Source organism: Bradyrhizobium sp. CCGE-LA001 (assembly GCF_000296215.2).
Classification (GTDB): Bacteria; Pseudomonadota; Alphaproteobacteria; order Rhizobiales; family Xanthobacteraceae; genus Bradyrhizobium.
Genome location: NZ_CP013949.1, coordinates 965487 through 991691, shown reverse-complemented (window position 1 = coordinate 991691; position 26205 = coordinate 965487). Strand labels below are relative to the sequence as shown.

At 64.4% G+C, this 26205-nt stretch carries 28 protein-coding genes and 1 tRNA gene; 14 read left to right on the top strand and 15 right to left on the bottom strand.

Annotated elements, in window-relative coordinates:
* The first annotated feature begins 128 nt into the window (after nucleotides 1-128).
* Together BCCGELA001_RS37815 and BCCGELA001_RS04805 are read left to right on the top strand one after the other, a co-directional pair.
* Nucleotides 129-1106, top strand: a complete 978-nt coding sequence (locus tag BCCGELA001_RS37815; RefSeq protein WP_008543310.1) for a peptidyl-alpha-hydroxyglycine alpha-amidating lyase family protein — start codon at nucleotides 129-131, stop codon at nucleotides 1104-1106.
* 202 nt (nucleotides 1107-1308) lie between these two features.
* Entirely contained in the window at nucleotides 1309-1866 is a 558-nt protein-coding gene (locus BCCGELA001_RS04805; RefSeq protein WP_008543309.1) for an HNH endonuclease, read from the top strand.
* An 80-nt stretch (nucleotides 1867-1946) separates the two neighbouring features.
* On the opposite strand, the gene BCCGELA001_RS04800 is transcribed toward BCCGELA001_RS04805, so the two are convergent.
* Nucleotides 1947-2948 carry a glycoside hydrolase family 16 protein gene (locus BCCGELA001_RS04800; protein ID WP_060734740.1) on the bottom strand — a complete coding sequence of 334 codons (1002 nt, stop codon included), beginning with the start codon at nucleotides 2946-2948 and terminating at the stop codon, nucleotides 1947-1949.
* Between the two features lie 299 nt (nucleotides 2949-3247).
* Between BCCGELA001_RS04800 and BCCGELA001_RS04795 the strand changes: the two genes are divergently transcribed.
* Nucleotides 3248-4510 (top strand): glycosyltransferase family 87 protein, encoded by a 1263-nt coding sequence (locus tag BCCGELA001_RS04795; protein WP_008543302.1) that lies wholly within the window; start codon nucleotides 3248-3250, stop codon nucleotides 4508-4510.
* A 16-nt stretch (nucleotides 4511-4526) separates the two neighbouring features.
* Here BCCGELA001_RS04795 and BCCGELA001_RS04790 read toward each other — a convergent pair whose 3' ends face one another.
* Nucleotides 4527-5408 carry a DMT family transporter gene (locus tag BCCGELA001_RS04790; protein ID WP_008543300.1) on the bottom strand — a complete coding sequence of 294 codons (882 nt, stop codon included), beginning with the start codon at nucleotides 5406-5408 and terminating at the stop codon, nucleotides 4527-4529.
* A 147-nt stretch (nucleotides 5409-5555) separates the two neighbouring features.
* Between BCCGELA001_RS04790 and BCCGELA001_RS04785 the strand changes: the two genes are divergently transcribed.
* Both BCCGELA001_RS04785 and BCCGELA001_RS04780 read left to right on the top strand, forming a co-directional pair.
* Nucleotides 5556-5777: a dodecin gene (locus tag BCCGELA001_RS04785; protein ID WP_008543298.1), complete on the top strand. Its 222-nt coding sequence runs from the start codon at nucleotides 5556-5558 to the stop codon at nucleotides 5775-5777.
* 169 nt (nucleotides 5778-5946) lie between these two features.
* Nucleotides 5947-7851 (top strand): sensor domain-containing diguanylate cyclase, encoded by a 1905-nt coding sequence (locus BCCGELA001_RS04780; protein WP_060734739.1) that lies wholly within the window; start codon nucleotides 5947-5949, stop codon nucleotides 7849-7851.
* A 54-nt stretch (nucleotides 7852-7905) separates the two neighbouring features.
* On the opposite strand, the gene BCCGELA001_RS04775 is transcribed toward BCCGELA001_RS04780, so the two are convergent.
* The 6 genes from BCCGELA001_RS04775 to BCCGELA001_RS04750 all read right to left on the bottom strand — a co-directional run bounded on the left by BCCGELA001_RS04775 (nucleotide 7906) and on the right by BCCGELA001_RS04750 (nucleotide 15209).
* Complete coding sequence (locus BCCGELA001_RS04775; protein WP_008543288.1) at nucleotides 7906-8874, bottom strand: ABC transporter ATP-binding protein; 969 nt, start codon at nucleotides 8872-8874, stop codon at nucleotides 7906-7908.
* Nucleotides 8871-9866, bottom strand: coding sequence for an ABC transporter ATP-binding protein (locus BCCGELA001_RS04770; RefSeq protein ID WP_060734738.1), 996 nt, complete (start codon nucleotides 9864-9866; stop codon nucleotides 8871-8873). The genes BCCGELA001_RS04775 and BCCGELA001_RS04770 overlap by 4 nt, the downstream gene beginning before the upstream one ends.
* Entirely contained in the window at nucleotides 9866-10783 is a 918-nt protein-coding gene (locus BCCGELA001_RS04765) for an ABC transporter permease (protein ID WP_060734737.1), read from the bottom strand. The genes BCCGELA001_RS04770 and BCCGELA001_RS04765 overlap by 1 nt, the downstream gene beginning before the upstream one ends.
* Entirely contained in the window at nucleotides 10749-11708 is a 960-nt protein-coding gene (locus BCCGELA001_RS04760) for an ABC transporter permease (protein WP_008543273.1), read from the bottom strand. The genes BCCGELA001_RS04765 and BCCGELA001_RS04760 overlap by 35 nt, the downstream gene beginning before the upstream one ends.
* A 30-nt stretch (nucleotides 11709-11738) precedes the next feature.
* Nucleotides 11739-13529 carry a peptide ABC transporter substrate-binding protein gene (locus BCCGELA001_RS04755; RefSeq protein ID WP_008543271.1) on the bottom strand — a complete coding sequence of 597 codons (1791 nt, stop codon included), beginning with the start codon at nucleotides 13527-13529 and terminating at the stop codon, nucleotides 11739-11741.
* A 261-nt stretch (nucleotides 13530-13790) separates the two neighbouring features.
* Nucleotides 13791-15209 carry a M20 family metallopeptidase gene (locus tag BCCGELA001_RS04750; RefSeq protein ID WP_008543269.1) on the bottom strand — a complete coding sequence of 473 codons (1419 nt, stop codon included), beginning with the start codon at nucleotides 15207-15209 and terminating at the stop codon, nucleotides 13791-13793.
* Nucleotides 15210-15491: 282 nt separating this feature from the next.
* On the opposite strand from BCCGELA001_RS04750, the gene BCCGELA001_RS04745 reads away from it, so the two are divergent.
* From BCCGELA001_RS04745 to BCCGELA001_RS04735, 3 genes are all read left to right on the top strand, one after another.
* Nucleotides 15492-16463: a S1C family serine protease gene (locus BCCGELA001_RS04745; RefSeq protein ID WP_060734736.1), complete on the top strand. Its 972-nt coding sequence runs from the start codon at nucleotides 15492-15494 to the stop codon at nucleotides 16461-16463.
* 20 nt (nucleotides 16464-16483) lie between these two features.
* On the top strand, nucleotides 16484-17554 hold the full coding sequence (locus BCCGELA001_RS04740; RefSeq protein WP_060737490.1) for a dienelactone hydrolase family protein: 1071 nt from the start codon (nucleotides 16484-16486) through the stop codon (nucleotides 17552-17554).
* Between the two features lie 81 nt (nucleotides 17555-17635).
* Entirely contained in the window at nucleotides 17636-17842 is a 207-nt protein-coding gene (locus BCCGELA001_RS04735; RefSeq protein ID WP_008543249.1) for a hypothetical protein, read from the top strand.
* A 77-nt stretch (nucleotides 17843-17919) separates the two neighbouring features.
* On the opposite strand, the gene BCCGELA001_RS04730 is transcribed toward BCCGELA001_RS04735, so the two are convergent.
* The 3 genes from BCCGELA001_RS04730 to BCCGELA001_RS04720 form a co-directional block, all read right to left on the bottom strand.
* Nucleotides 17920-18579 carry a DsbA family protein gene (locus BCCGELA001_RS04730; RefSeq protein ID WP_008543247.1) on the bottom strand — a complete coding sequence of 220 codons (660 nt, stop codon included), beginning with the start codon at nucleotides 18577-18579 and terminating at the stop codon, nucleotides 17920-17922.
* Nucleotides 18580-18711: 132 nt separating this feature from the next.
* A complete protein-coding gene (locus BCCGELA001_RS04725; protein WP_008543246.1) occupies nucleotides 18712-19155 on the bottom strand; it encodes a PaaI family thioesterase in 444 nt (147 codons plus the stop codon).
* Between the two features lie 3 nt (nucleotides 19156-19158).
* Nucleotides 19159-19587, bottom strand: coding sequence for an acyl-CoA thioesterase (locus BCCGELA001_RS04720; RefSeq protein ID WP_060734735.1), 429 nt, complete (start codon nucleotides 19585-19587; stop codon nucleotides 19159-19161).
* Nucleotides 19588-19690: 103 nt separating this feature from the next.
* Between BCCGELA001_RS04720 and BCCGELA001_RS04715 the strand changes: the two genes are divergently transcribed.
* Entirely contained in the window at nucleotides 19691-20239 is a 549-nt protein-coding gene (locus BCCGELA001_RS04715) for a TetR/AcrR family transcriptional regulator (RefSeq protein WP_008543243.1), read from the top strand.
* A gap of 55 nt (nucleotides 20240-20294) precedes the next feature.
* Here the strand turns inward: BCCGELA001_RS04715 and BCCGELA001_RS04710 are convergent, their stop codons facing one another.
* Nucleotides 20295-20786 (bottom strand): hypothetical protein, encoded by a 492-nt coding sequence (locus BCCGELA001_RS04710; RefSeq protein WP_060737489.1) that lies wholly within the window; start codon nucleotides 20784-20786, stop codon nucleotides 20295-20297.
* 203 nt (nucleotides 20787-20989) lie between these two features.
* On the opposite strand from BCCGELA001_RS04710, the gene BCCGELA001_RS04705 reads away from it, so the two are divergent.
* The gene (locus tag BCCGELA001_RS04705) at nucleotides 20990-21283 is read left to right on the top strand and encodes a PsiF family protein (RefSeq protein WP_060734734.1); all 294 of its coding nucleotides are present in this window, start codon (nucleotides 20990-20992) and stop codon (nucleotides 21281-21283) included.
* 98 nt (nucleotides 21284-21381) lie between these two features.
* On the top strand, nucleotides 21382-22467 hold the full coding sequence (locus tag BCCGELA001_RS04700) for an AbrB family transcriptional regulator (RefSeq protein ID WP_060734733.1): 1086 nt from the start codon (nucleotides 21382-21384) through the stop codon (nucleotides 22465-22467).
* Nucleotides 22468-22470: 3 nt separating this feature from the next.
* On the opposite strand, the gene BCCGELA001_RS04695 is transcribed toward BCCGELA001_RS04700, so the two are convergent.
* Nucleotides 22471-23010, bottom strand: coding sequence for a disulfide bond formation protein B (locus BCCGELA001_RS04695; protein WP_008543225.1), 540 nt, complete (start codon nucleotides 23008-23010; stop codon nucleotides 22471-22473).
* A 156-nt stretch (nucleotides 23011-23166) separates the two neighbouring features.
* On the opposite strand from BCCGELA001_RS04695, the gene BCCGELA001_RS04690 reads away from it, so the two are divergent.
* A tRNA-Leu gene (locus BCCGELA001_RS04690) sits at nucleotides 23167-23251 on the top strand.
* A 191-nt stretch (nucleotides 23252-23442) separates the two neighbouring features.
* Entirely contained in the window at nucleotides 23443-23745 is a 303-nt protein-coding gene (locus tag BCCGELA001_RS04685) for a hypothetical protein (RefSeq protein ID WP_008543223.1), read from the top strand.
* A 43-nt stretch (nucleotides 23746-23788) separates the two neighbouring features.
* On the opposite strand, the gene BCCGELA001_RS04680 is transcribed toward BCCGELA001_RS04685, so the two are convergent.
* Nucleotides 23789-24682, bottom strand: a complete 894-nt coding sequence (locus BCCGELA001_RS04680; RefSeq protein ID WP_060734732.1) for an arginase family protein — start codon at nucleotides 24680-24682, stop codon at nucleotides 23789-23791.
* 19 nt (nucleotides 24683-24701) lie between these two features.
* Complete coding sequence (locus tag BCCGELA001_RS04675; RefSeq protein ID WP_060734731.1) at nucleotides 24702-25079, bottom strand: VOC family protein; 378 nt, start codon at nucleotides 25077-25079, stop codon at nucleotides 24702-24704.
* Between the two features lie 145 nt (nucleotides 25080-25224).
* On the opposite strand from BCCGELA001_RS04675, the gene BCCGELA001_RS04670 reads away from it, so the two are divergent.
* Nucleotides 25225-26091, top strand: a complete 867-nt coding sequence (locus tag BCCGELA001_RS04670) for an alpha/beta fold hydrolase (protein ID WP_060734730.1) — start codon at nucleotides 25225-25227, stop codon at nucleotides 26089-26091.
* Nucleotides 26092-26205 lie beyond the last annotated feature (114 nt).

Genomic DNA, 26205 nt, shown 5'->3' with positions numbered 1-26205 from the left:
ACAGTCGTCGTTCCGGGGCGCGACGAAGTCGCGAGCCCGGAATCCATACTCCCGATCGCGGTTATGGATTCCGGGCTCGACGCTTGCGCGTCGCCCCGGAATGACGAGCTACAGGGAGGAGACCACCCATGCCAGCCATTCTCGGCACCGGCGAGCACCGCTACCGCGTCGTCGAAAACTTCGCCAAGCTGCCGGACGGCTGGCAGCTCACCGACGTCGCCTCGGTTGCGGTCGACAGCAAGGACCGGATCTACGTCTTCAACCGCGGCGCCCATCCGATGGTGGTGCTCGACCGCGACGGCAATTTCCTGCGCAGCTGGGGCGAAGGCCTGTTCTCGCGTGCGCATGGTCTGCATATCGACGCGGACGACAATCTCTATTGCACCGATGACGGCGACCACACCGTGCGCAAATGCACCGCCGACGGCAAGGTGCTGCTGACCATCGGCATCCCCGAGAAGCCGACGCCGTTCATGAGCGGCGATCCCTTCCACCGCTGCACCCACACCGCGCTCTCGCCGAAGGGTGAGATCTACGTCTCCGACGGCTATGGCAATGCGCGCGTGCACAAGTTCACGCCCGACGGCAAGCTGCTCAAGAGCTGGGGCGAGCCCGGCACCGATCCAGGACAGTTCAACATCGTGCACAATATTGCCGCCGATGCCGACGGCTGGGTCTATGTCGCCGATCGCGAGAACCACCGCGTGCAGGTGTTCAATGGCGAGGGCAAATACGAGACGCAGTGGAACAACCTTCATCGCCCCTGCGCGCTGTGCTGCTGCGGTGGGGCCAAGAGCCCGACCTTCGTGATCGGCGAGCTCGGGCCCGGCTTGGCCGTCAACCGCAAGGTGCCCAATCTCGGGCCGCGGCTGTCCATCGTGGACGCGCAAGGCAAGCGCATCGCGCGGCTCGGCGGCGAGGACGGGCCCGGCATTGCCAGCGGTAAGTTCCTGGCGCCGCACGGCATCGCCCTGGATTCGAAGGGCGACATCTATGTCGGCGAGGTCGGCGTCACCGACTGGAAGACGAGCTTTCCGGACGAGGAAATGCCTGCAGCCGTGCGCGCGACGCGATGCTTGCAGAAGCTGGAGCGGGTGCGGGAGTAGGTCGCGGCACGTCCTGGGATTCTCCCCGACGACGGCGGAGGAACCCTCCCGGGATCGCGGCTTTTTGAGCGTTTTGCCACCCCGCCGCCGCATTGCGCGAGCCTGAATAAGTCGCTCAACGGGCTTCACAATCCCGTCACGCTGCATGTAGTATGTCAGTACATGCTGCTTCGCAGCGTATATTGGAGGCCGGGAGCGTTACTTGAACGCACATGTCTCGCAAGGCAGTTGGCCGGTGTTGGTGCTGAATGCGGACTTCCGGCCGCTGAGTTACTACCCACTGTCGTTGTGGTCGTGGCAAGACGCGATCAAGGCGGTGTTCCTCGACCGCGTCAATATCGTCGCGCATTACGACCAGGCGGTTCGAAGTCCGACCTTGGAGATGCAGTTACCGAGCGTCGTGTCGCTCAAATCCTTCGTCAAGCCCACCACCCATCCCGCCTTCACTCGTTTCAACGTCTTCCTGCGCGATCGTTTCGCCTGCCAATATTGCGGCTCGCCTGAAGACCTCACTTTCGATCACATCATCCCGCGCAGCAAAGGCGGCCAGACCACCTGGGAGAACGTGGTCGCGGCGTGCTCGCCCTGTAACTTGCGCAAGGGGAATCTCACGCCTGCGCAAGCAAAGATGTTTCCGCGCCAGAGCGCCTTCGCGCCGACCGTGCACCAGCTCCATCGCAACGGCCGCCTGTTTCCGCCAAACTATCTGCACGACAGCTGGCTGGACTATCTGTACTGGGATACGGAGCTGGATCCGTAAACTTCGGCATGCCGACAAGCGTCGGGCCTCTCCGCGACGTTAGACCAACGACCTTTCGCGCAGCGAAACACAGCCGATCGCTATCTCTGCGCCTGCGCCATATCGATCTGATAAACGGAAATCCGGTCGATCTCGAACGCCACGCTCGACGGCGTTTCCGCATCGACCTGACTGACGCCGGGAAAGAATTTCGATCCGATCGCGAGGTTGACGATCACGTACATGGGATCGTCGAGGCCGATCGGCACCTTGATGTCGGAGACCGGCCTGCGGTCGATGAAATAGACCAGGCGATCCTCATCCCACAACACACCGTAATTGTGGAATGCATGCGAGGCGTCACCGACGGTGAAATCGAAGCCGCAGGACTGGATCTTCTGGGTTGAGGGAATCCGCCAATGCGTCGTCATCACGACATCGCCCGGCCGCTCGCCGCGGCCTTCCAGCACGTCGACCTCCGGCGGCCAGCCCCCGTCATCCGCGAGCATCCAGAATGCCGGCCACACCGCATGGCCGACCGGGACCTTGGCGCGGATCTCGAAATAGCCGTGCTTCTGCGCGAACGTGCCCTGCGTCGTCAGAATTCCGGAGATGTACTCATTGTTGAACAGCACCGGCTTTAATTCCAGCGGCGTGCGGCTGGCGACGATCGAGAGCACGCCATCCCTGATCTTGAATGGGTCGAGGCCGAGCGGTGTTGTGGCGCGGCCCGCGTAGCGCGGATCGACATAGATCTGCTGCTCGCCATTGGCGCTGGTCTTGCGCTTTGAGTCGGAGCCGTCGCCGCCCCAATAGCGCGCTTCGGGCCACGCTGCACCACCGGCATAGTGCGGCACCCAGCGTCCGGTCGCGAGCGGATGCTCGTCGAAGTCGTCGTTGAAGGTCAGGCGCAAAGACCGGAACGAGAGCGAGGTCGGCCCGACCGTCTCCAGCTTGCGGCAGGCAATCGAAGCAGGATCGGTCGTCACCTGCAGCGACATCGTGCCGGGCGCAGCATCGAGATCGTCCTGGGCGATAGCCGGCGCTCGCCCGGCGCAGAGACCAATCGCAATCAGAGCGCCCTTCGTCCAACGGCCGATCATCACCGCACATCGAAGATTCCAGGAATGCGCCGAGGTTAACGTCCCCGCACGCTGGCGGGCAAGCCGAGTTGCTTGACGCGGCCGGGCGATTTTGAAAGCGCCTGCGGGGCGCGTGCCGGAACCGTCCAAGATCGTGGTCGTCAAGACCGCCGGCAAGGGCTTTGGCCCTCCTTCTGAGGCCTCTTGGCCTGAATTCTGCGGCAGTCGTTACCGTCCCTTAAACCTCTGGTGGCAGTTTGGCCGGGATCGGCGGAACCGCGTGCCAAGCCGCGATCTTTCAGGGTTCGAGGTCCTCGCCGATGTTTGCGGAGTCGCTGGAAGCGGTTCAAGCCTCACCGTCGAAGCGGACGATCTATGTCCGCTTCGTGCTCGCGACGCTCGCGGTGATGGTGCTGTTCAAGACTTACAGGTTCGGCCGCTGGAGCGCCTGGCAAGTTCGCGAACTCTCGGATTTCGATGCCTTCTACATCGTCGCGCAGCAGATCTGGCGCGGTCAGCTCGATCTCGTCTACCGGTTCGAGACGCTGGCCAAGCTTCAGCAGGCATTCACCGGTTCAATGAGCTTCATGCCTTGGACCTATCCTCCCCAATTCGACCTGCTGGTGGCCCCCTTCGCGCTGCTGCCGGCCGGCATCGCTTATCTGCTGTTCATCACCGCAACGCTTACTGCCTACCTCCTGACGCTTCGAGCCATTGCCGGCAACAATTTCGCACTCGTCCTCGTCGTGCTGTTTCCTACGCTGGCGATCACGGTCGGCTGTGGGCAGAATGGCTTTCTCACCGGCGTGCTGATCGGCATCATTTGCCTCAACGTAGAGCGGCGCCAGATCGTCGCCGGACTTGCGCTGGGTGCAATGGTGATCAAGCCGCATCTGGCCATCGCCGCGGGCGTCTACATGCTTGCGACCCGCCGCTGGGCGGCACTCGCGACCGCCGGGGCCGTCGTGCTCGCGAGTTCGTTCCTCTGTACGCTGGTGTTCGGATGGCAGATTTGGGCCGCGTGGCTTGGTGCCATCAGGGAATCGGCGATCTTCCTGGAGCGCGGCTTCTATCCATTGTTCCGCATGATCTCGACCTATGCCGCGCTCGGTCGAGCCGGCGTGCCGCCGAGCATCGCTTTCTGGGCGCAGGCGGCTGCGGCGTGCCTCGCTTTGTCCGCGATCGGGCTTGCCCTTCGGCTTGGAGCGGCGAGCAAGACCTCGCCCGCCTTCGCGCTCGGCGTCGTCGCCATGGTCTCGGTGATGATCAGCCCGTACGCTTATGATTATGACCTCCCGATCGTCGGGATCGGCCTGGCGTTGATGCTCCCCGGCCTCGCACAAGTGTCGAATGCGCGCGAACGCAGTGCCATCTACGGACTGATCTTGCTTGCCGGAGCCTACGGCATGCTGCAATCGGCGCGGCTCGCGGCGCAGTTCGGTAATGAAGTCGACCTTACAGGAATGGACGACAAGTTCGCGCCTTCGATCGGTGGCTTCGCCATGATGGCGATGCTGGCCTTGCTGCTGAAGCTGCTGTGGCGCGCAACCAGGCCTGCGCCGGCCCTGGCGCAGGCCACGTAATAACTCACTGTCTGCTCTAGGCCCGTTGCAATGCTAGCGTGACGCCGCCGAGCGTCAGCGCCATCGCCGCCCATTCGCGATAGCCCAGCGGCTCACCAAGGATGACCGCGGCGGAGACCACGCCGATCACGGGAACGATCAACATGCCGGTCGAAGCCGAGGTCGGCGGCAGGCGGCGCAGCGTCTCGAACCAGGTGACGTAGCAAAGGCCCATCGGCACCAGCGTCATGTAGACGAAGCAGCCGAACCCCAGCGGCGTGATCGCGGTGTAGTTCGGCTGCTCGAACAGCACGCCCAGGATCAGCATCGTGGCGCAGCCGAGCCCGACCTGCCAGGCCACGACGACCAGGGGCGGCATCGGCAGCGGCTTGCGGTTGTGCACGTTGCCCAGCGCGAACAGGATCGCACAGAGCAGCGCCAGCGCAATGCCGAGAAGCTTGTCAGCGCCGAACGCGAAGCCGTTTCCGCTCAAAAGCAGCGCGACGCCGGCAATGCCGAGAACGAGCCCGAGGACATCCCGCAGGGTCGGCCGGGTGTTCAGAACAGGCCAGGCAAACAACATGGCCCAGATTGGCATGGTGTAAGCAAGCAGGGCTCCTTCGCTCACGGTCACGTATTTCATCGCGACCGTGCCGAGGCCCATCCAGGCCAAGACGTTGGTGAGTGTCGCACACAGTAGCCGCGGGATCGCCTCGCGCGGAACGGCGAACGATTCTCTCCGGCTGAGCGCCAGCGTGCCGAGAATGAGCGAGGCGCAGACGCCGGCAAGTCCACGCGCGAACAGAGGCGGCCATTGCTGCAGCAAAAGCTTCATCAGCGGCCAGTTCAACGCCCAGCCGAACGCCGTCACGCAGAGGCAGAGGGAGCCGATCGTCCTGTCGCGCTGCGCCAAATCCATGAGTTGCGCTTAGCAGGCGGACGCTGTCCGCTCCACCTCTCCTGGCGCATGCGCCCCATCGCCCAGAACGGAACCTGAGCGCCTGGCGCTCGTTCAGTTGGGACCGCAATGGCGACGCGTACCGCGGCGCAACGAGGGAGGCCCACCATGCCCACAGCCGAACACGATCACGTCTACAAGATCCTGGACCTGGTCGGATCGTCTGAGACGTCGATCGAGGATGCGATCAAGAACGCGATCGATCGCGCCGCCAAGACCATTCGCGAGATGAAGTGGTTCGAGGTGGTTCAGACGCGCGGCCACATCGAGAACGGCGCGGTTCGCCACTATCAGGTGACGTTGCGCGTCGGCTTCACTTTGGAAGAATGAGGCGGCGGCTGCGCCGTGGAACCGCCCTTCCCGAGGGGAACACGACGAGTGTCGGTCAAGACATCCACACTTCTCTCCGGTCGAGTACGGGCCCGCGCAATCATCACAAATATTGCAACAGGCCGTTAAGGCCAAAATGAGAGGTTTGCTCCAATTTGGAGCAAGCCTGATGGTGACGAGCCGCGAACTTGGCAAGACGCGCCTTCCGCTCTGGGCGGCGGGCTTCGTCGCGCTTATTTGCGTTACAATCCTCGGCTTGAGCGCCTGGCGCGAATGGGAAGCGCGCAAGGCCGACCTCCGGAACGCCGAGATCGATGTCGCCAATCTCGCGCATTCCCTGATCCAACACGCCGACGACACGTTCGAGATCGCCGATACGATTCTGATCGGGCTTGTGCATCGGCTCGAGATCGACGGAACTGAGCCGGCCACGATCGCGAGGCTCCAGGCCTATCTGCCGACGCGGAAGTCATCGGAGCGCATCCGCGGCATTTTCATCTATGACGCGACCGGCCGGTGGCTTGCGACGACCGAGCGCATCGATTTCTCCAAGCTCAACAACAGCGACCGCGACTATTTCCGGCGCCACCGCGACTCGGCGGATTCAGGCACGCTGATCGGACCGCCGGTCAAGAGCCGCTCCGGCGGCCAATGGATCATCACCGCATCGCGCCGGATCAACGATATCGACGGCGGCTTCGCCGGCGTTGCCCTGCTCACGATCGACGTAAGCTATTTCGTCAAGTTCTACGAGCGGTTCGACATCGGGGCGAACGGCTCGACATCGCTGCTCAACACTAACGGCATCATGCTGGCGCGCAACCGCGACGAGAGCGGCGCCTTCGTCGGACGCGACCTGTCCAACGCGCCCCTGTTCAAGGGCTGGGATAGCCGCCCCGCCGCGGCGGTCTACTATTTCAAGTCGCCGCTCGATGGCGTGCAGCGGCTGAGCTACTACCAGCGCAGCAGCCGCTATCCCTTGATGGTGCTGGCGAGCAAGTCGCAGGACGACGTACTGGCGCCCTGGTGGCGCGCGGCAACCACGCGCATGATTTTCGTCGTCGGGCTCGTCCTGCTGATCGCAATGATCGGCTCCTATCTCGTCCGTCAGCTCGTGCAGCGGCAGCGCACGGCGCAGGCTCTCGTCACCACGGAGGCCAATTTCCGCCTGCTCGCCGAGCAATCCAGCGACATGGTGACCCGCATCAGTCTTGATAACCGGCTGCTCTACGTTTCGCCCTCCTGCGCACGCATCACCGGCTGGTCGGCCGAGGAACTGCTGGGCACCTCGGCGCTGGCCGGCATTCATGCCGACGACATGGAACGCGTCGAGCAAGCCATCGCCGCCCTGAAGAACGGCGAGGCCGAGGAGGCGCGGTTCATCTATCGTCAGCGCCATCGAGACAAAGGTGAGATCTGGGCCGAGGCTGCGCTGCACGTGACCCTGGCATCGGACAGCGGCACGATCGACGGCGTGGTCGCGGTCGTGCGCGACATGACCGAGCAGAAAGATCTCCAGGACAGGCTTGCCTCGCTGGCAACGACCGACGGCCTAACGGGTCTTGCCAACCGCCGCGCCTTCGACGAGCGCCTCGCCGACGAATGGGCGCGTGCCCGGCGCGACGGCACGCAGCTCTCGCTGCTGCTGATCGACGTCGATCATTTCAAGAAGTTCAACGACCATTACGGACATCTGGCAGGCGATGCCTGCCTGCGCGCGCTCGGCCGGATCCTGTCCGCCCAGGCTAGGCGCCCGGCCGATCTCGCCGCGCGCTATGGCGGCGAGGAATTCGCCGTCTTGCTGCCGAACACCGGCCCGGATGGCTGCGCCGAGGTCGGCGAGGGTATTCGCCAGGCGCTGCAAGACCTTGCCATGCTACACGCGCAGAATCCGCCCACCCGGCTGGTCACCGCGAGCCTCGGCGGCGCGGCGGCTCTTCCGTCCCAAGCCATGGCGGACTGCAGCACGCTGGTCGCCGCCGCCGACCGCGCCCTCTACGCCGCCAAGGACGCCGGCCGAAACCAGCTGGTGATGTCGGGCCAAGTCATACCGTGGCCCGCAAAGAGCGCGTGACGGAATCGGTCCTGTTGCTCAGGGCGCAGCTCCAGAGGCCCGACGCGCTTCGCGTCAGGCGAGATGGCACGCCACGAAATGCCCGCCTGCTCCTTCCCTCAGCACAGGCGCGCTCTCCGCGCAGCGCGGCTGGGCGATCGGGCAGCGGGTGTGGAAGTGGCAGCCCGACGGCGGCTTCATCGGGCTTGGCACGTCGCCCTTGAGGCGAATGCGTTCGCGCTTGAGCTTGGGATCGGGCACCGGCACCGCCGAGAGCAGCGCCCGGGTGTAGGGATGCTGCGGGTTGCGGTAGAGATCGCTGGCCTTGGCGAGCTCGACGATGCGGCCGAGATACATCACCGCGACACGGTCGGAGATGTGCTCGACCACCGAGAGATCGTGGGCGACGAAGAGATAAGTGAGGTTCAGCTCGGCCTGGAGATCTTCCAGCAGGTTGATCACCTGCGCCTGGATCGACACGTCGAGCGCGGAGACCGGCTCGTCGCAGACGATCAGCTTCGGTTCGACCGCGAGCGCGCGCGCGATCACGATGCGCTGGCGCTGGCCGCCGGAAAATTCGTGCGGATAGCGCCGCATGTGCTCGGCCTTGAGCCCGACCTTGACCAGAAGGCCGGCGACGCGCTCCTCGCGCTCCTTCGCTGAGGAGGCGAGATTGTGGATGGTGAAGGCCTCGCCGAGGATCGCACCGACCGTCATGCGCGGATTGAGCGAGGCGAACGGATCCTGGAACACCAGCTGCATGTTCCGCCGCATCGCCCGCAGATCGTTGCCGCCGAGCTTGCGCACGTCCTGGCCGTCGAAGGTGACCTCGCCGTCGGTCGGCTCGATCAGGCGCAGCACGCAGCGACCGGTCGTCGACTTGCCGCAGCCGGACTCACCGACGAGCCCCAGCGTCTCGCCGCGGTTGACCGAGAACGACACGCCGTCGACCGCGTAGACGGTGCCGACCTGGCGCGACAGCAGGCCGCCTAGCACGGGAAAATGTTTCTTCAGGCCGCTGACGCGCAGCAACGGTTCGCTCATGCCGCGCCTCCGAGGCTAGTATCTCCCAAGTGACAGGCCATGCGATGGCCGGGCGCGATCTCCCGCAGCAGCGGCTCCTTCTCGGCGCAGACGTTCATGGCGAACTTGCAGCGCGGAGCGAAGCGGCAGCCGACCGGTGGGTTGATCAGGATCGGCACCGAGCCGCCGATCGCCTCCAGCCGCGTCTTGTGCTCGCTGTCGAGATCGATGCGCGGGATCGAGCGGATCAGGCCTTGGGTATAAGGATGGCGGGGATTGCCGAACAGCTCGTCGACGGGCGCCTCCTCCACCACCTTGCCGGCATACATCACGACGACGCGCTGCGCGGTCTCGGCGACGACACCCATCGCATGGGTGATCAGCATCACCGCCATGCCGAAGCGGTCCTTCATGTCCTGCAACAGGTCGAGGATCTGCGCCTGGATGGTGACGTCGAGCGCGGTGGTCGGCTCGTCGGCGATGATCAGCTTCGGCTTGCAGGCGAGCGCCATTGCGATCATGACGCGCTGGCGCATGCCGCCGGAGAACTGGTGCGGATAATTGTGCACGCGGCCTTCGGCGTTCGGGATCTGCACCAGCTTCAGCATCTCGATGGTGCGATCGAGCGCTTGCTTCTTGGTCAGCCCTTCGTGCCGACGCAGGCTCTCGGCGATCTGCTCGCCGATGGTGAGCACCGGATTGAGCGAGGTCATCGGCTCCTGGAAGATGAAGCCGATCTCCTTGGCGCGGATCTCGTCGAGCTGATTGCTCGTCAGCGGCACGAGATCGCGTCCCTCGAAGATGATCTGACCCGCCGCGATCCGGCCCGGCGGCATCGCGATCAGCTTCAGGATCGACATCGCGGTGACGGTCTTGCCGCAGCCGGACTCGCCGACGACGCAGAGCGTCTCGCCCTTGTTGATGGAGATGTCCACGCCGTCGACGGCCTGGAGGATGCCGTCGTCGGTGGAGAAGTGGGTTTTCAGGCCCTTGATCTCGAGCAGCGGCGCCATCAGATCACCCGTCGCGCATCGAGCGCGTCGCGCAGGCCGTCGCCGATGAAGTTGATGGCGACCACCGCGATGAAGATCGCGCCGCCCGGAAACAGCGCCCAGTGCGGCCCGATGTCGAGAAAATCCTTGGCATCATAAAGCAGCCGGCCCCAGGTCGGGGTATCCGGCGGGAAGCCGAGGCCGAGGAAGGACAGCGTCGATTCCGCGATGATCGCGGCGGCGACGTCGATGGTGCCGGCGATGATCACCGGACCGACCGCATTGGGCAGGATGTGCCGCACCACCTGCCGCACCGGACTGGCGCCGAGCGCACGCGCCGCTTCGACGAACTCCTTTTCGCGGATCGATAGGAACTGGGCGCGCACCAGGCGCGCCACCGGCATCCAGCGCAGGCCCCCGATCACCAGCACGATCAGGATGAAGATGCCGCCCTCGGGCCCGAACATCTGCTTCAGCCCGTCGCGGAACAGATAGATGAGCAGCAGGAGCAGCGGCAGCTGCGGCAGTGACAGGAACAAATCGGTGAGCCACATCAGGGCGTGTCCGAGCGCACCGCGCGACATGCCGGCAAGCGCGCCGATCAGCACGCCGATGAAGACCGAAACCAGCATCGCGGCAAGGCCGACGGCAAGCGAGATGCGCCCGCCATAAATCATGCGAGCGAGGATATCCTGCCCGAGATCGTCGGTGCCGAAGGGATGCGCCAGCGACGGACCCTGCATGCCGGCGACGATATCGATCTCGTCGATCTTGACCCGCCAGACGAAGGGTCCGAGCACCACCGCCAAGACCAGAATGAGAAGGAGGAACGCGCTGACCACAGCAAGCTTGTGGCGGCTATAGCGCCGCCACGTCTCGCGCCAGGGCGAGTAGACCCGCCGCTCAGCGGAGGGAGATGCGAGGGTCAAGCCAGCCATAAAGCACGTCCGCGATGAGATTGAACAGCACAACGAGGCACGCGAAGACGAAGGTGACGGCCATCACCACCGGCGTGTCGTTGGAGAGAATGGAGGAGATCAACAGCGAGCCGATGCCGGGGATGCGGAAGATCTGCTCGGTGACGATGGCGCCGCCGAACACCGCGGGCATCTGCAACGCGATCAGCGTCACGACCGGGATCATGGCGTTGCGCATGACATGCTTGACGATGACCTTGGCTTGGCCGAGGCCCTTGGCCCGCGCCGTCGTGACGTAGTCGAGCCGGATGACGTCGAGCATTGCCGAGCGTACGAAGCGAGTCATCGACGCCGCCTGGAACAGGCCGAGCACCGCCACCGGCATGATCGCCTGCCTGATCATCTCCAGAACCCAGCGGATGCCAGTTGCCTTGATTTCGGTGGTATAGACGAAAGGCAGCCAGTCCAGCGTGACCGAGAAGATCAGGATGAACAGGATGCCGGTGAAGAAGGTCGGCAGCGAGAATCCGACGAAGGCGAGCGTATTCGCAATCTGGTCGAACAACGAATAAGGCCGGGTCGCGGCGTAGACGCCGACGGGGATCGCGATCATGAGCGCCAGGAGCTGCGCCGATCCGATCACGTAGAGCGTCGCCGGCAGGCGCTGGAGGATCAGCGTGTCGACGTCCATCCGGCTGACGAAGGAGAAGCCCCAGTCGCCATGCAGCATGGCGTTGAGCCAGTGCAAATAGCGAAGATAGATCGGATCGTCGAGGCCGAACTTGGCCCGAAGTGCGGCCTGCACTTCGGGTGGCACGTTCGGATTGGTCGCCAGCTCGGAGAATGGATCGCCGGGCGCAAGCGCGAGCACGACGAACAGCACGACCGAGATTCCGAGCAGGCTCGGAATCGCGATCATCAGGCGACGCAGGACGTATTGGCTCATGAGGGAAGGGCCCCGTCTAGTTTTGGGGGATCATTCCTCGCGGTACCAGTCGAACAGATTGTCGGTTTCGTTGGCCCAACCTGAAATCACCGGACGCAAATTGTTCGCGGCCGCCTCGACCTTGAGACGATGCATCACGGGGATGAACACGGTGTCCTGCCACATCAGGTCGTTGGCCTTGATGTAGTGCGCGGCGCGCTTGACCGGGTCCATCTCCATGTCGGCCGCGTTGATTGCGTCGTCATAGTCCTTGTTGACCCAGCGCGGGAAGTTGGTGCCCTGCCACTTGTTCTCCTTGGTGGCGACGCTGGTGGACAGGTAGCGGCGCATGTGCTGCGACGGATCCGGCTGGCTGAGCGGGATCTGGAACATCTCGATGTCGGCGTAGAACTTCGGATAGGTGTCCGGATTGGCGACGTCGGAGGAGAAAAACACCGAGGCGACGACCGACTTCAACTCGACCTCAATGCCGGCCTTCTGACAGGCCTGCTTGACGATGGCCTGGGTCTTCTGGCGCGGACCGTTGATCGAGGTCTGGTACAGGATCTTCAGCTTCTTGCCGTCCTTCTCGCGGATGCCGTCGGCGCCGGGCTTCCAGCCGGCGTCGTCGAGCATCTTGGCAGCCTTCTCGATGTTGAATTCCCAGTTCGTGTTCTTGGATACGAACTTTTCGGGGCCGTTGAGGAAGTTCGCGGTGGTGCGGCCGGCACGGCCGTAGATCGCCTTCTTGACGGATTCTCGGTCGACCAGCAGGGACAGCGCCTTGCGCACGACGGGATCCGAGAACAGCGGATGCTTGGTCTTCATCGACGAACGTTCGCCGTCGACCTCGACGTTCGGATCGGTGAAATTGAGCGCGATAAACTCGGTGTCGCCGCCAACGGCATAAACCGTCTTGCCTTTGCCGCCCTTCTCCAGGCGCAGCAGCACGTCGTCCTCGACCTGGATGTTCCAGCCGAAATCATATTCGCCGGTCTGAATCACGGCACGCGCGGCCGAGACCGCGTCACCGCCGCCCTTCATCTCGATCGTATCGAAGTAGGGCCGGTTGACCATATGATAGTCGGGATTGATCACGCCGCGGATGAGATCGCCCGGCTTGAACTCGACGAATTTGTAGGGACCGGTCCCGACCGGAGAAAGGTTGGTCGGCGCTTCCCGTGACTTGCTGCCCGTATAGTCGGCAAACAGGTGCTTGGGGAGAATGGTGTTCGGGGCTCCAACGAAGGCGTCCGCCCAGAACGGTGTCGGCTTCGGGAAAGTGATCTTGACCGTGAGATCGTCGATTTTCTCGACAGTAAGGTCGCGGTAGCTTGCGATGGTCACGGCCGCAGTGGCCGGATCCTTGATGTACTGCCAGGTGAAGACGACGTCGTCGGCCGAGAACGGCTTGCCGTCGTGCCATTTCACGCCGGGCTTCAGCTTCCACGTCACCGACTTGCCGTCGGCGGCCAGCAGGCCATTCTGGGTCGAGGGAATCTCGGACGCCAGAACCAGCTTCATGTTGCCGTCCGGGTCCCAGCAGGCGAGCGGCTCGTAGAACAGGCGCGAGCCGTCCTGGTCCTTGGTGCCGGTGGCGAAATGCGGATTGAGCAACGTCGGCCCCTGCCACCACAACAACTTCAGTGCACCGCCACCGCCGCGCTTGGTCGGCTTATAGGGGGACGTGCCCTGGGCCATGGCAACACCGCCGAGCGCGAGGACCTGGTTGGCCAAGGGTGCGGTGAGACCGACGGCAGCCATGTGCTTGATGAAGGCACGGCGATCCATACGCCCGTCCTTCACCTGACCGATCATCGAACGCAGTTCTTTATCCAGCATGGTTGTCCCCCGTCTGGTTCCCATATGATGAAGGCGGCCGTGACGCGCGGCTGCCCATTTGGCTGGCAGTAGATGGCACACTGAATGGGGTGCACGTCAACTGGGACCGTGTGTGTGCAAACGGTCTTGTGGCTGTCTGTTGGGCAAAACGGCGTTCCGGCAGCCCATCCGTTCGGCAATCCAGCATCAAAACATGCTGGATTGCGCGCTGCACTGCGGAAAATTTGTTCGCCGGATCAGACGAAGTATCGAGGCGAAATTCTACGCCACGGACATGTCGAGCGGCGGCACGACGTGATCCGGCAACGGACAGACGTAAGGCGTCTTGGCCGTCCGCTTTTGAAGATCCGCCTTCGCGGCCCTGATCAGCTCCGAATCCGTCAGCGCCTTGATGCCGAGACCGGCCATCGCCTTGGCCGCCTGCACCATCGCCTTGTGCGCATGGGCACTCTTGCCCTGGGCCACCACCTGCCAGGTGTGGAACGGCGTGCCGATCGCAACCGTCGGTGCGTGAACCTGCACGGTCGGCACCACCCAGCTGACGTCGCCGACATCGGTGGACCCCACCAGCGGGTTGCGCTTGGCATCCAGCGGCACCAGGAAGTCGGCCAGCGGCCGATCGGTCGGCTCCATCCCGATCGCATAATAGACCGAGGAGATGTCCTTGTCGCTCAGCGTCGCACGGATCTGGCTGGCAAAGCCCTTGTCCGCTTCGTCGAAATGCGGTGGCCCGAGCTCTTCCATCACCCGGTGCAGCGCCTGTTCCAGCGGTCCGTTCGGCAAGATGTTGGAGACCGCGGAGATGATCTTCATCTCCACCTTGGTCTCGGTCATCAGGGCTGCGCCCTGCGCGATCTTGGACACGCGCTCGACCAGCTCGTTCATGCCGGGAAGATCGCGAGCGCGGATCGAATAGCGCACGCGCGCATGTGCCTGCACAACGTTGGGCGCGATTCCGCCGGTGTCGAGCAGCGCATAATGCACGCGCGCGTCGCTCGGCATGTGCTCGCGCATGTAGTTCACGCCGACATTCATCAGCTCGACCGCATCGAGCGCGGAGCGACCCAGATGCGGCGAGGCCGCCGCATGCGAGGTGCGGCCGGTGAAGATGAAGTCCGCCCGCGTGTTGGCGAGCGAGGGCGTCACCGCGACTTCCCAGAAGCTGTGCGGATGCCAGGTGATGGCGATGTCGGCATCTTCGAACGCGCCGGAGCGCACCATGAAGGCCTTGGCCGCGCCACCCTCTTCTGCAGGGCAGCCGTAATAGCGCACGCGTCCCGGCACTTTGTTCTCGGCGAGCCAGTCCTTCACCGCGGTCGCGGCGAGCAACGCCGCGGAACCGAGCAGATTATGTCCGCAGCCATGACCATGGCCGCCGGTCTCGATCGGACGATGCTCGGCGACGCCCGCCTCCTGGCTCAATCCCGGCAGCGCGTCATATTCACCCATGAAGGCAATGACAGGACCGCCCTGGCCCCACTCGCCCATCACCGCGGTCGGAATGCCGGCAACATTCTCGGTGATGCGGAAACCCTGATGACGCAGTTCGGCGAGATGCTCGGCGGCGGACCGCGCCTCGGTGTAGCACACTTCGGGCATGCCCCAGACCCTGTCGCTGAGGTCGATGAAACGTGCCTTGATCGTGTCGACGCCACGCCAGATGTCGCTGCGGTTATCCATCTTCGGTCCGTGATCCCAAGTTCAACGAAGCGGCAATGGTTAGCAGCTTCGTTGCACGGCGCCTAGCACCTCGCCGGACAGCAGCCATGCGACGGCGGCCGGATCGCAAGACGTCCCCTGTGCCCGAGGTGTTTTCGTGCCTTTCGAAGATTTCACACGACGTTCTCTCGAATAGTTGCGGACCGAGGCTTTCAAGACGGCCTGCTCCGGCCTAAATTATGCGTGCTTCGCGCTTCGTTCCGCGGACTACGGCGGAGCGATGCTCTCAGCCAGGAGAACTCCATGCCCGCACTGACTGAATGGAGAGTGCCGCCGGCGAACCAGCCGCGTGCGAGCGACTATGGTTTCGATCTCGACCGCGCGCTCGGCTCCGTCGTCGGCCTGCACGCCATCATCCCGCCGGACGCTTTCAGCGCCGAGACGCTGGGCACCGAACGCGCCGGCAACGGCGTCGTGATCGACGACGGTCTGGTGCTCACCATCGGCTACCTCATCACCGAGGCGGAATCCGTCTGGCTGCATCTCGGCGACGGGCGCGTGGTCGAAGGGCATGCGCTCGGCTTCGATTCCGTCACCGGCTTCGGCCTCGTGCAGGCACTCGGCCACCTCGACATCGAGCCCTTGCGGCTCGGCAATTCGGCGGAAACCCGGATCGGCGACCGCGTCGTGGTCGGCGGCGCCGGCGGCCGCACGCGTTCGGTCGCGAGCCAGATCGTGGCCAAGCAGGAATTCGCCGGCTACTGGGAGTATCTGCTGGATGAGGCCGTCTTCACCTATCCCGCACATCCGAACTGGGGCGGGACGGCGCTGCTCAACGAACGCGGCGAGTTGATCGGGATCGGCTCGCTTCAGCTCGAACGCGAACGCGACGGCAAGGCCGAGCACGTCAACATGATCGTGCCGATCGACCTCCTGAAGCCGATCCTCGACGACCTGCGCAAATTCGGCCGCGTCAACAAGCCGGCACGGCCCTGGCTCGGTCTCTACTCGACCGAGATCGACAACCGCGTGGTGGTGATCGGGATCTCCGCCAATGGTCCGGCCGCCCGTGCCGAGCTCAAGACCGGCGACGTCATCCTAGCCGTGAACGGCGACAAGATCACGAGCCAGACCGCGTTCTACAAGAAGATGTGGGCACTCGGCGCCGCCGGTGTCGACGTGCCGCTCACCGTGCATCACGAAGGCGTCACCTTCGACGTCACGGTGACGTCGACCGACCGCTTCAAATTGTTGAAGGCGCCGAAGCTGCATTGAACCCAACCGAGGAAGCCGCGATGACAGAGGCCGTGGTGGACGACATCGTGGCCGTGCTGCCGCCGCTGCTCAATGCGCTGGAAGCGTTGGGCTTCTTCCAGCGGCACCTGCATCCGCCCGCCTTTGCTTCTGTGATGAACGCGATCGGTGCGCCGGACGAGGTGCTGCAAACGGCGCGCGCGGAGATCGGCGCGTGGCCGGAGCAGTTCGCCGGACTGCGCGGCCAGCTCGATCGTGCCTGCGACGAGACGCTCGCCGCTTTTGCCGGTATTCGCGACGTCGAGCGCGGCAATGGGGATCTGGTCGCGGTGTTCCGCGCGCTACGCCACGTGCCGCGGGCGCAGGAGGCGCTCTATCCCCTAGCGGCGCAGTTTCCTCCCGTGAGCAGCTTCTTCCTCAACGCCGCCAATCGCGAGAATGCCGACTTGCTATCGCGGCTGGAGACCGGTGCGAGCGAGCACACCGGCATCCTTCACGACCACAACGAGCCCGGCAGCCGCGGCGGCTTCTCTGTTTACGTGCCCGAATATTACACGCCCGAGCGTGCCATGCCGCTGGTGATGGCGCTGCACGGCGGCAGCGGCAACGGTCGCGGCTTCCTGTGGAGCTGGCTGCGCGACGCCCGTAGTCTCGGCGCAATCCTGGTAACCCCGACCGCGACCGGTCCGACCTGGGCGCTGATGGGCGAAGATGCTGACACGCCGAACCTCGCGCGCATCATCGACATCGTGCGCAGCCGCTGGAGCGTCGACGCCTCGCGCATGCTGCTGACCGGCATGAGCGACGGCGGCACCTTCTGCTACGTCACTGGTCTCGACCACGCCTCGCCTTTCACCCATCTCGCGCCGGTGTCGGCGACCTTCCATCCGCTGATGGCGGAGATGGCGGACGCTGCGCGCCTGCAGGGCCTGCCCGTCTTCATCACGCACGGCAAGCTCGACTGGATGTTTCCGGTCCAGACCGCGCGGCAGACGCAGGCGGCGCTCTCGGCTGCCGGCGCCGATGTGACCTATCGCGAGATCGACGACCTCAGCCACACCTATCCGCGCGAGATCAACGCGGAGCTGCTGGCGTGGCTGAATGGGACGTGAACGACTCGTCCTTACCCGCGCCGTACTGTCGCGGAACCATCACTCCGGGCCGACGTTATCGCCGGTCACCGGAGGTTCGCCATGCAGACTTTTTTCGGAATGATCCTGGGCGCGCTGCTGCTTGCGGGCGGCGTCTACGTCTATGATTCCATGCAGACGTCATCGGTCGCCAGGGGCGAGGTGGCTTCCACCAACCGCACCATCGTGAACTGGGATGTCGCCAAGGCTGACTTCGACGCGCTGCGCGACCGCGCGCACAAGGACTGGGTCCGGATTTCGTCGAAGTAACGACGCTTCACCATGAAACAAGGCGCCGTCGCGAACTCCGCGGCGGCGCCTTTGTGTTGCGCGATGGACCGCGCGGCTCAGTTCATCTTGGCCTTGCGTGCGTCGGCAATGACCTGCTCGAACTCGTTCATGCTGAGCACACCCGGGACGCGGTACTTGCCGACGATGAAGGACGGCGTGCCGCGGAAGCCGAAGGCTTCGGCTTGATCGTTGTTGCGTTTGAGCAGCGCGTCAATGTCGCTGCCCCGGTCGGTGAGATCGCGTTTCAGGCGATCCATGTCGACGCCGGCGCCGGCAAGGAGCTCGTTGATGCGCGGCTCGGTCAGGCGCGAGCTGACGCCGATCAGGGCGTCGTGGGCCGGATGATACTTGTCCTGGAATTTGGCGGCGAGCGCACTCCGAGCCGCCGTGAGCGAGACCGGCCCGAGGATCGGCCAGTCCTTCATCACCAGCCTCACCTTGCCGTCGTCTTGGACGACCTGGCGCAGCTCGGGCTCGAGCTTGCGGCAATAGGGACAATTGTAATCGGACCATTCGACGATGGTGATATTGCCCTCGGGATTGCCGGCAACCGGCGTGTCGGGATCGCGCAGCACCTTGGCTTCGGTCAGCACCTCGTCGTCATCGCCGGCGGCCCAAGCCGAGGTGATGCCGCCCGCCGCCAAAGCACCCGCGCCGATCAGCGTCAGCGCCGCGCGCCGCGTCGTCAGACGGCGCTTGTTCCCAAATCCAGCCATATCTTGTCCCGTTTCGGTCCCATCGCCGCAGATACGGTTCGGGACCAGGAATTGTTACGGCTGGTATAGAGCCTTGCAGGCACAATGTCATCGCCAGGCTACGCGCGGTTCGCGGCCGGCGCTTGCGAAGCCTCAGGCGCGCGGCAGCATCGCCATCAACGTCCCCGTCATGGTCGCGATCAGCGTCGTCTTGCCCTCGTGCTCGGCAAAGGCCCTGGCTTCGCAGAAGGTCAGCGTGCGGCCGGGCTTGACGACCTCGGCCTTGAAGACGAAACGCGTGCCGCGCGCAGGCGCAAGCAACGTCGTCTTGAATTCGACCGTGAGGATGTCCGCGTCGCGCGGCATCAGCGTGAAGGCGGCGACGCCGCAGGCGTTGTCGAGGCCTGCGGTAATGATACCGGCATGGACAAAACCATTCTGTTGCGTGAAGGCGGCCGAATACGGCATCGCCAGCTCCACTTCGCCCGGCGCAAGGCGTACGATCACGATGCCGAGCGTCTGCATCGCAGGCTGGCCATTGAACATGGCGATGGCCGCCGCCCGATAGCCCGGGTCCTTTGGTTCGAACGCGGCCATGGCTTACACCTCGACCGGCTCGGCGAGATGACGCGACGCAGTTTCGCGGATGACATCGGCGAACGGCGTGGACTTGCGCTGGCTGCGATCCATGTGCACGCCCGTGATCTCGCACGTCGCGGCGATCTCGCCGGTCTCGGCGTTTCTCATCTCGTGCCGGAAGCGGATCGACTTGTCTTTGAGCTCGAGCAGGTGGCTACGGATATCGACGATGTCGCCGGCGAGCAGCTCGCGCTTGTAGGTGATGCTCTGCTGTACCGCGGCCATGCCGCGGCCGGAGTTGCGCAAGTAACTCGGCGTCAGGCCGAGCCGGGCGAACAGATTCCAGTTGGCCTCGTCGAATTTGCCGACATACCACATGATGTTCATGTGGCCGACGTGATCGCATTGCCACGGATAGACCGTGCCGCGATAGGTCGCCTCCTGCTCCATCGCCATTGCTCCCTGTTCATCCTTTATCGTTGATACGGTAGCGTATCAGAGCTCTGCCGCGCTAGCAATACGGCACCGTATCGAGAATCGGCGAGGCTTCCTTATGAGCGACGGCAAGGGCGATGTCTGGGTCGAGGCAGGTTTTGCCGAGCTCGCCCGCTCCGGGGTCGAGGGCGTGCGGGTCGAGGTGCTCGCCAAGAACCTCGGCGTTACCAAGGGCGGCTTCTACCGCCGCTTTGCCGACCGCGCCGCGCTGCTCGAAGCCATGCTGGAGCGCTGGCGCGAGGGACGCACAGCGGCCATCGCGCAGCAGACGAGTCTCGACGGACAAGAGCCACGCGAGCGCTTGAAGGCGGTGATCCAGCTCTATTCCGAGCGGCTGAACCCGGCAGCCATGGCGATCGAGCTTGCGATCCGGCAATGGGCCCGTTCCGACGAGGGCGCGGCGGCGGCGGCGGCGAGCGTGGACGCAGCGCGGCTCGCGCATGTCACCGAGCTTTATCGCGCAACCGGACTCGAGGCCGAAGAGGCTGAGGCACAGGCCTTCCTGTTCTACTGCTTCATCTTCGGCCAGAGTCTCTTGTTCGTCGAGCGCGGCCCACGCAAGCGCTCGCAGCTGGTGGCGAAATCGGCCGAGAAGCTGTTGGATTAAAGAGAAATGGCCGGAGCTCGGCTCCGGCCATCGCAATGTGGCGTCGTCTCGAAGCTCAGGCGGCGCCCTTCAGCTTCTTGGTGCATTCGCTGTAATAGCCGCCGCCCTTCTGGATCCATTTCAAGCCGCCATTGCCGTTGGTCGTCTTGTTGGCATTGTACTGGTCGACGCAGGTGTGCAGGCGGGCCTTGCCGGGAGTCTCCTTGGCATATTTCGGATCGACCGCGTTCGGATAGATCGCAGGTCCTGCCGGCAGCGCCGGTGCGGCGGCGGGTGTGGCCTCCTTCTTCGCCTGCTTCGGCTCGGCGGGAGCTGCGGGGGCGGCCGGCGCCGCCGCGGTCGGCGCAGCGGCAGGCGTTGCGTCGGCACCGCACTGGGCCTTGCGGAAGTCATTCCACTTCATGGTGCCGAGCGAGCCGTCCTTCTTGGCCGCCTGATATTTCGCGCTGCATTCCTGCGAGGTCAGCGCCTGCGCCGGCGCGCTCGCCACCAATGCCGCGACACCCGACGCTGCAATCACGCACAACAATTTCGTTTGAATGGTCATCCCTTGGGTCTCCTCCTTGGTCTTCCTCGACGGAAGTGAAACGAACATTGCTATCCTAGCGTGCCGGCCGCTTGCGACAAGGATGCGATGAGTTGCGCCGGCAAAATATAGTGATCCCAGCCCCTCTCATCATTCATGTCGCGTTCAGCAACACAGGCCGACGGTCCCAGCCCTTCGCAATTCTCGCAAGAAGAGTGCACCACATGACCGTCACGTCCCGCCTCGCCGCCATCGCTCTCGCCTCCCTGCTCGTCACCGGCGCCGCCTTCGCGCAGACCGCCGCGCCGGCGGCCAAGACCGACGCTGCCGCCGTCGCCGCCGACAAGAAGGCGACGAAGGAGCGGTCAGCGGAATCGCTGGAATGCTCCAGGCAGGCGGACGCCAAGGGATTGAAGGGCAAGGAGCGCAAGAAATTCCGCCGCGAGTGCAAGAAGGAAGCGAGGGCCGGCGCCACAACCCCCGCAGCGCCCGCCGCCCCCGCAGCCGACAAAAAGTAAGTCCGTCGCGATTCCTGCGAGCATCAGCGAGAGGCGCGCGCATTGCGGCATGACGAGCCTGCAATTGTGCGCCTCGCGCTGATTTGCGATAAGGCGGCGTGAAGCAGATCGTCGCCTCCCTGCCGTTCCAACGGCCGACACGTGCCAGTGTCATGAGCACGGTGGAAACGCTCGTCATCGGCACCGCCGGCGGCCTCGTATTTCTGTTCGCCGGCCTTCCCGGCGGTCTGATCTCGGGCGCGATGATCGCCGTCGCGATCGCCGCGATCGCCGGCCGTCAGTTGACGCTGCCGCCGATCCTGACCCAGATCGTGCTGGTGCTGCTCGGCATCTCGCTGGGGTCGGTCGTCTCGCGCCATCTGCTCCAGCAGGTCAGCGCCTATCCCGTCACCATCGGCCTGCTCGCGCTCGCGACCTTCTGCTCGACCTTCGGCTCGAGCTATTACCTGCAGCGCATCCATGGCTGGGACCGCACGTCGGCCTTCCTCGCCGGCAGCCCGGGCGCGCTGTCACAGATCACGATTTTGGCGGTCGAGCGCGGGGCCGACCTGCCGGGCATCGCGGTGGTACAGACCATGCGTGTCATCATCCTCACCGCGGCGCTGCCGATGGTGCTGGCGATTGCAGGAGTCGCGCCATCTGTCGCGCCGTCGCTGACGACGACGATCGCCTCGCCGCTCGACCTGGTGGAGCTGGCCGCAGCCTCGCTGGCCGTCGCGCTGGTCCTCCGGCTGATCAGATTTCCGGCGAGCTGGATGTTCGGCGCGATGATCGCCTCCAGCGCGCTGCATGGCGCAGGCTGGGTCGAGGGCGGCCTGCCGGACTGGATGCGCGGCATGGCGCTGGTCGGCATCGGCGCCCTGATCGGCAGCCGCTTTGCGCGGATGCGGATCAAGACCCTCGCAGGCCATATCAATGCAGCGCTGGGCTCGTTTACGGTAGCCATCGCCGTCTCCGCCATCTTCGTCGGCATCGTCGCGCTAACGACGCAGGTGAAATTCTCCGACGTCGTCGTCGCCTTCGCGCCGGGCGCGATGGACGCCATGCTGGCGCTGGCCCTGACGCTGCACATCGACCCGATCTTCGTCGGCGCCCACCATTTGTCGCGCTTCGTCTTCGTGACGATCGCAACGCCCGGCATCGTGCACCTGTTCGGGCGCACGCAGGACGACGTGGATGATTGAGCGTTAGCGCTGCGCCGTCCGCACGAATCCCCAGGCCGCGATGGCGGCCATCAGCAGCGAGATCAGCACGTTGTAGCCGGCGAGCGACAGGCCAAGGAAACGCCACTGCACCTCGTCGCAGCGGACCACCTTCACGGTGTCTAGCCGCGAGAATAGATCGCCGGCATTGCCGAGATTGACGACGGGACCGGAGCAATCGGTCGGCCCCTTCCAAAATCCCCATTCGACGCCGGAGTGATAGGCGCCGAGACCGGCATTGGCGAGCGTCGCCAACGCGAGGATCGCCAGCGCCGCCAGCAGCAACGGTCGCGGCGCGCCGGCTCTTGCCGCGAGGCCGGTCAAGAGGCCGAGCGGGATCGCGAGATAATAGGCGTAACGCTGCTCCAGGCAGAGCGGACAGGGCAGGATCTCCAGCACGAGCTGGAAGAACCAGGCGCCCGCGATCGTGGCCGCGGCAATCAAGGTGACGAGCAGCGAGGCGGTCAGCGCCGGACCGGCGCCGGCCGGCTTGAATGCTGGTATCGCGGCACTCTGGGTCGTCACGGCAGCCTCTCTCCGATCAGTCGCACCTCTTAGCTAACTCCGCCCCATGCGGCTGTCGAGAACGGCCGGCATCACTTTGGCGCGGGTTGACCCCGCCCTGTCCATGGCTATAGTCCGCCGGCTTCGCGACGCCCTCCTCAGAGCGGCCGACCGAGGGCCCCTGTGGCGGAACTGGTAGACGCGCTCGACTCAAAATCGAGTTCCGCAAGGAGTGCTGGTTCGATTCCGGCCAGGGGCACCAGCCTTCGCTGCTTCGCAGCTACGGCTTGGCAAGCCAAGCGCCACTCCATCTGGGCGAAGCGGCGAAGGCTGTCGCGCCGGAGCCTTGGCGAAGGCGGACTGGTTCAACAACACCCGCTCCCCCTCCCCTAGCCATCCCCACATCCCCGCTGTATAAACCGGCAGCTTCTTCCACCATCCGAAGGAGCTCACATGAACGACCTGCACCATTGGCTTTCGCAGCAGCATCACGGCCTGCGGACCTTCCGGACATTCCAGCAAAAGCTCGAGACGCTCGGCCGGGACGATCCCGCCCAGCGCGGTCTGTGCTGCCTGCTCAGCGGTCTCGTCGGCGATTATGTCGAGGCGTTCGACGAGGCGCCGCTGCCGGTCGAGATCGCCGACGGCGCGCATCGGCGCCTGCTCGCGCTGGTCGGCAGCCTCGATCTCCAGGCCGACGCCGCAAGGCGGCTCGCCGACATCAATCGCGTCGCGACTTGCAGGTTGTGGCGCTGATCGGCGGGACGCGCGCGCTGAAAGCAGACGTTGTCCGCTGTGTTCAAGCTGCCGCCGATCCGAGCGCTGCCGCGAGCACATCGGCCAGGCCGCGCCCGGCGCTGCCGTCTTCATCCAGGCGCGGATTGTAGATGGTGATCTCGAGGCCGACGGCCTTGCCACTCGCCAGGGCAGCCCGAAGCGCGGTCGACAACTCGTCCCACGACAATCCGCCGGGCACGCGAAAGTCGACGGCCGGCATGATGGCGTCGTCGAGACAGTCGGCATCGACATGGATGAAGAAGCCGTCCAGTTCGGCGCGCGTCAGGTGATCGACCGCTTCGCGTGCAGCGGCCTCGATGCCCATCGCGCGCACAGTGGGGAGGTCAAGCGCCTTGAGTTCGTCGGGAATCGGCTGGCTTCCGTACTCCTCCTGATCCCCGTGATCGCGATAGGCGAACGCGACAACGTCTTCAGGGCGGACCAGAGGGCCGCGGCCTTCGATGTTGGTCAGGAGCGGCGGACCAAAGCCGGAGACGAAGGCGAGGTCCATCGAAGCGCCCTCACCATTGGGCTCCGCCTCGGGCTGGAAGAAATCGGCGTTGCCATCGATGAAGAACAGGCCGTAGCGGCCGCGCCGCCGAAACGCGAGCATCGAACCCAGCAGGATCGTGCAATCGCCGCCCAGCACCACCGGAAACTCGCCCGCGTCGAGCACGGCTTCCACTGCGTCGGCGAGCTTGGGCGACCAGGCCGCAATGGCCCTGGCATTCAACGTGCCGGTCTCGGGATCGGGCGTCGGATCCTTCGGGGGCGCCAGCAGCCGCCCGGCACGGCGCGCACCGATGCGCTCCGCAAGACCAACGTTCAGGAGTTGCTCGGGCAAGCGCTCCACGCCGTCGGTCGCAAGACCCAGCGTGGAAGGCGCTTCGATGATTGCATAGGGAATGGTCGGCATGGCCGCCTCCCGTTCGCGGCTATTTGGCCGAGTAGGTCACCGCCTCGATCTTGTGACCGTCGGGATCGCGGACGAACGCCCCGTAGTAATTGGGGTCGTAATTCGGCCGCAGCCCCGGCGCGCCGTCATCGCTGCCACCATGCTCTAATGCTGCTGCGTGAAAACGATCGACCATCGAACGGTTCTCGACGGCAAAGGCGATATGGCTGCCATTGCCCACGGTCGCGGGTTGTCCATCAATGGGAACCTGAACGCTGAAGTGAAACGTGCCGCTTCCGTAACCCAGTCCGCCCTCGTCCTCGGCCATCGGCAGAATACCGACGATGGGCAAGACGGCATCGTAGAAGCGCTTCGCGCGTTGAACATCATTCGTCCCGACCGAGACGTGGTGGATCACGACGACCTCCCGTTCCGATGTTGTTTCGTAACGGGCGCTCGCGGTCGTTGTTCCCTCGGATCCGGCCGCCGCCCAGCCACCGCAGAGATGCAGATGCCGGGAACGCCACGCCAAAGTGGCGCTTTACCTACAAAGGAAGCGAGGCATGGACACACGCGTCAGACATCGCAGGGTTCAGGTCGGACCGGTGGACACGTTCTACCGGGAAGCAGGACCAGAAGACGCACCCGTCGTTCTCCTGCCGCACGGCTACCCCTGTTCATCCTACGAATTCCGCAATCTGATGCCGAGACTGGCCGACAAATGGCGGCTGATTGCGCCTGACTATCCCGCCTTCGGCTATAGCGGGACGCCCGATGACTTCGAATATAGCTTCGACGGCTATGCCGAGTGGCTCGACCAGTTCGTGACGCAGCTGAAGATCGAGCGCTTCGTGATCTATCTTCATGATTTCGGCTCACCGATCGGAGCAAGGCTCGCGATCATGCGTCCCGAGCGGGTGGTGGCCCAGATCATTCAGAACGGCGACATACCTTACGAACATGCGCTTGGCCCGAAATACGCCGACATCGAGAAGACCTGGTCGCTGCCCGATCAACAGATGCGTGCTGCGATGAGGGACGCTGTCACCGAAGACAATTTCCGCGACGAGTTCCTGAACGACGTGCGTGCGGATTTGGCTGGCCTCATCGCGCCGGACCTTTGGCAATTGCACTGGTCGCTGATGAGCGAGCGGCGGAAGGATGCCATCGCCGACGTTCTGTTCGACCTCAAGGCTAACCGCCAATGGTTTCCCGAGCACCGCCGCTATCTCCGGCAGCACAAGCCGCCGACATTGATCGTGTGGGGACCGCAAGATCACTACATGCCCGAAGCGTCGGCGCGCGCCTATCTCCGCGACCTGCCGGATGCCGAACTGCATCTCCTGGATGGCGGACATTGGCTGCTTGAAACCAACCTCGATGAGGTGGTTTCGCTGATGCGATCGTTTCTCGAACGGATCGAAGCCTGACGGACAACGACAGCCACGCCACTCGGCGCCGCCCTCGCGGGAAGTTTCTAAACCCCGCGGGGCGTTCGACTTCGCCCGGATATTCCCTATATCGTGCGGCAATGATTGTTGACG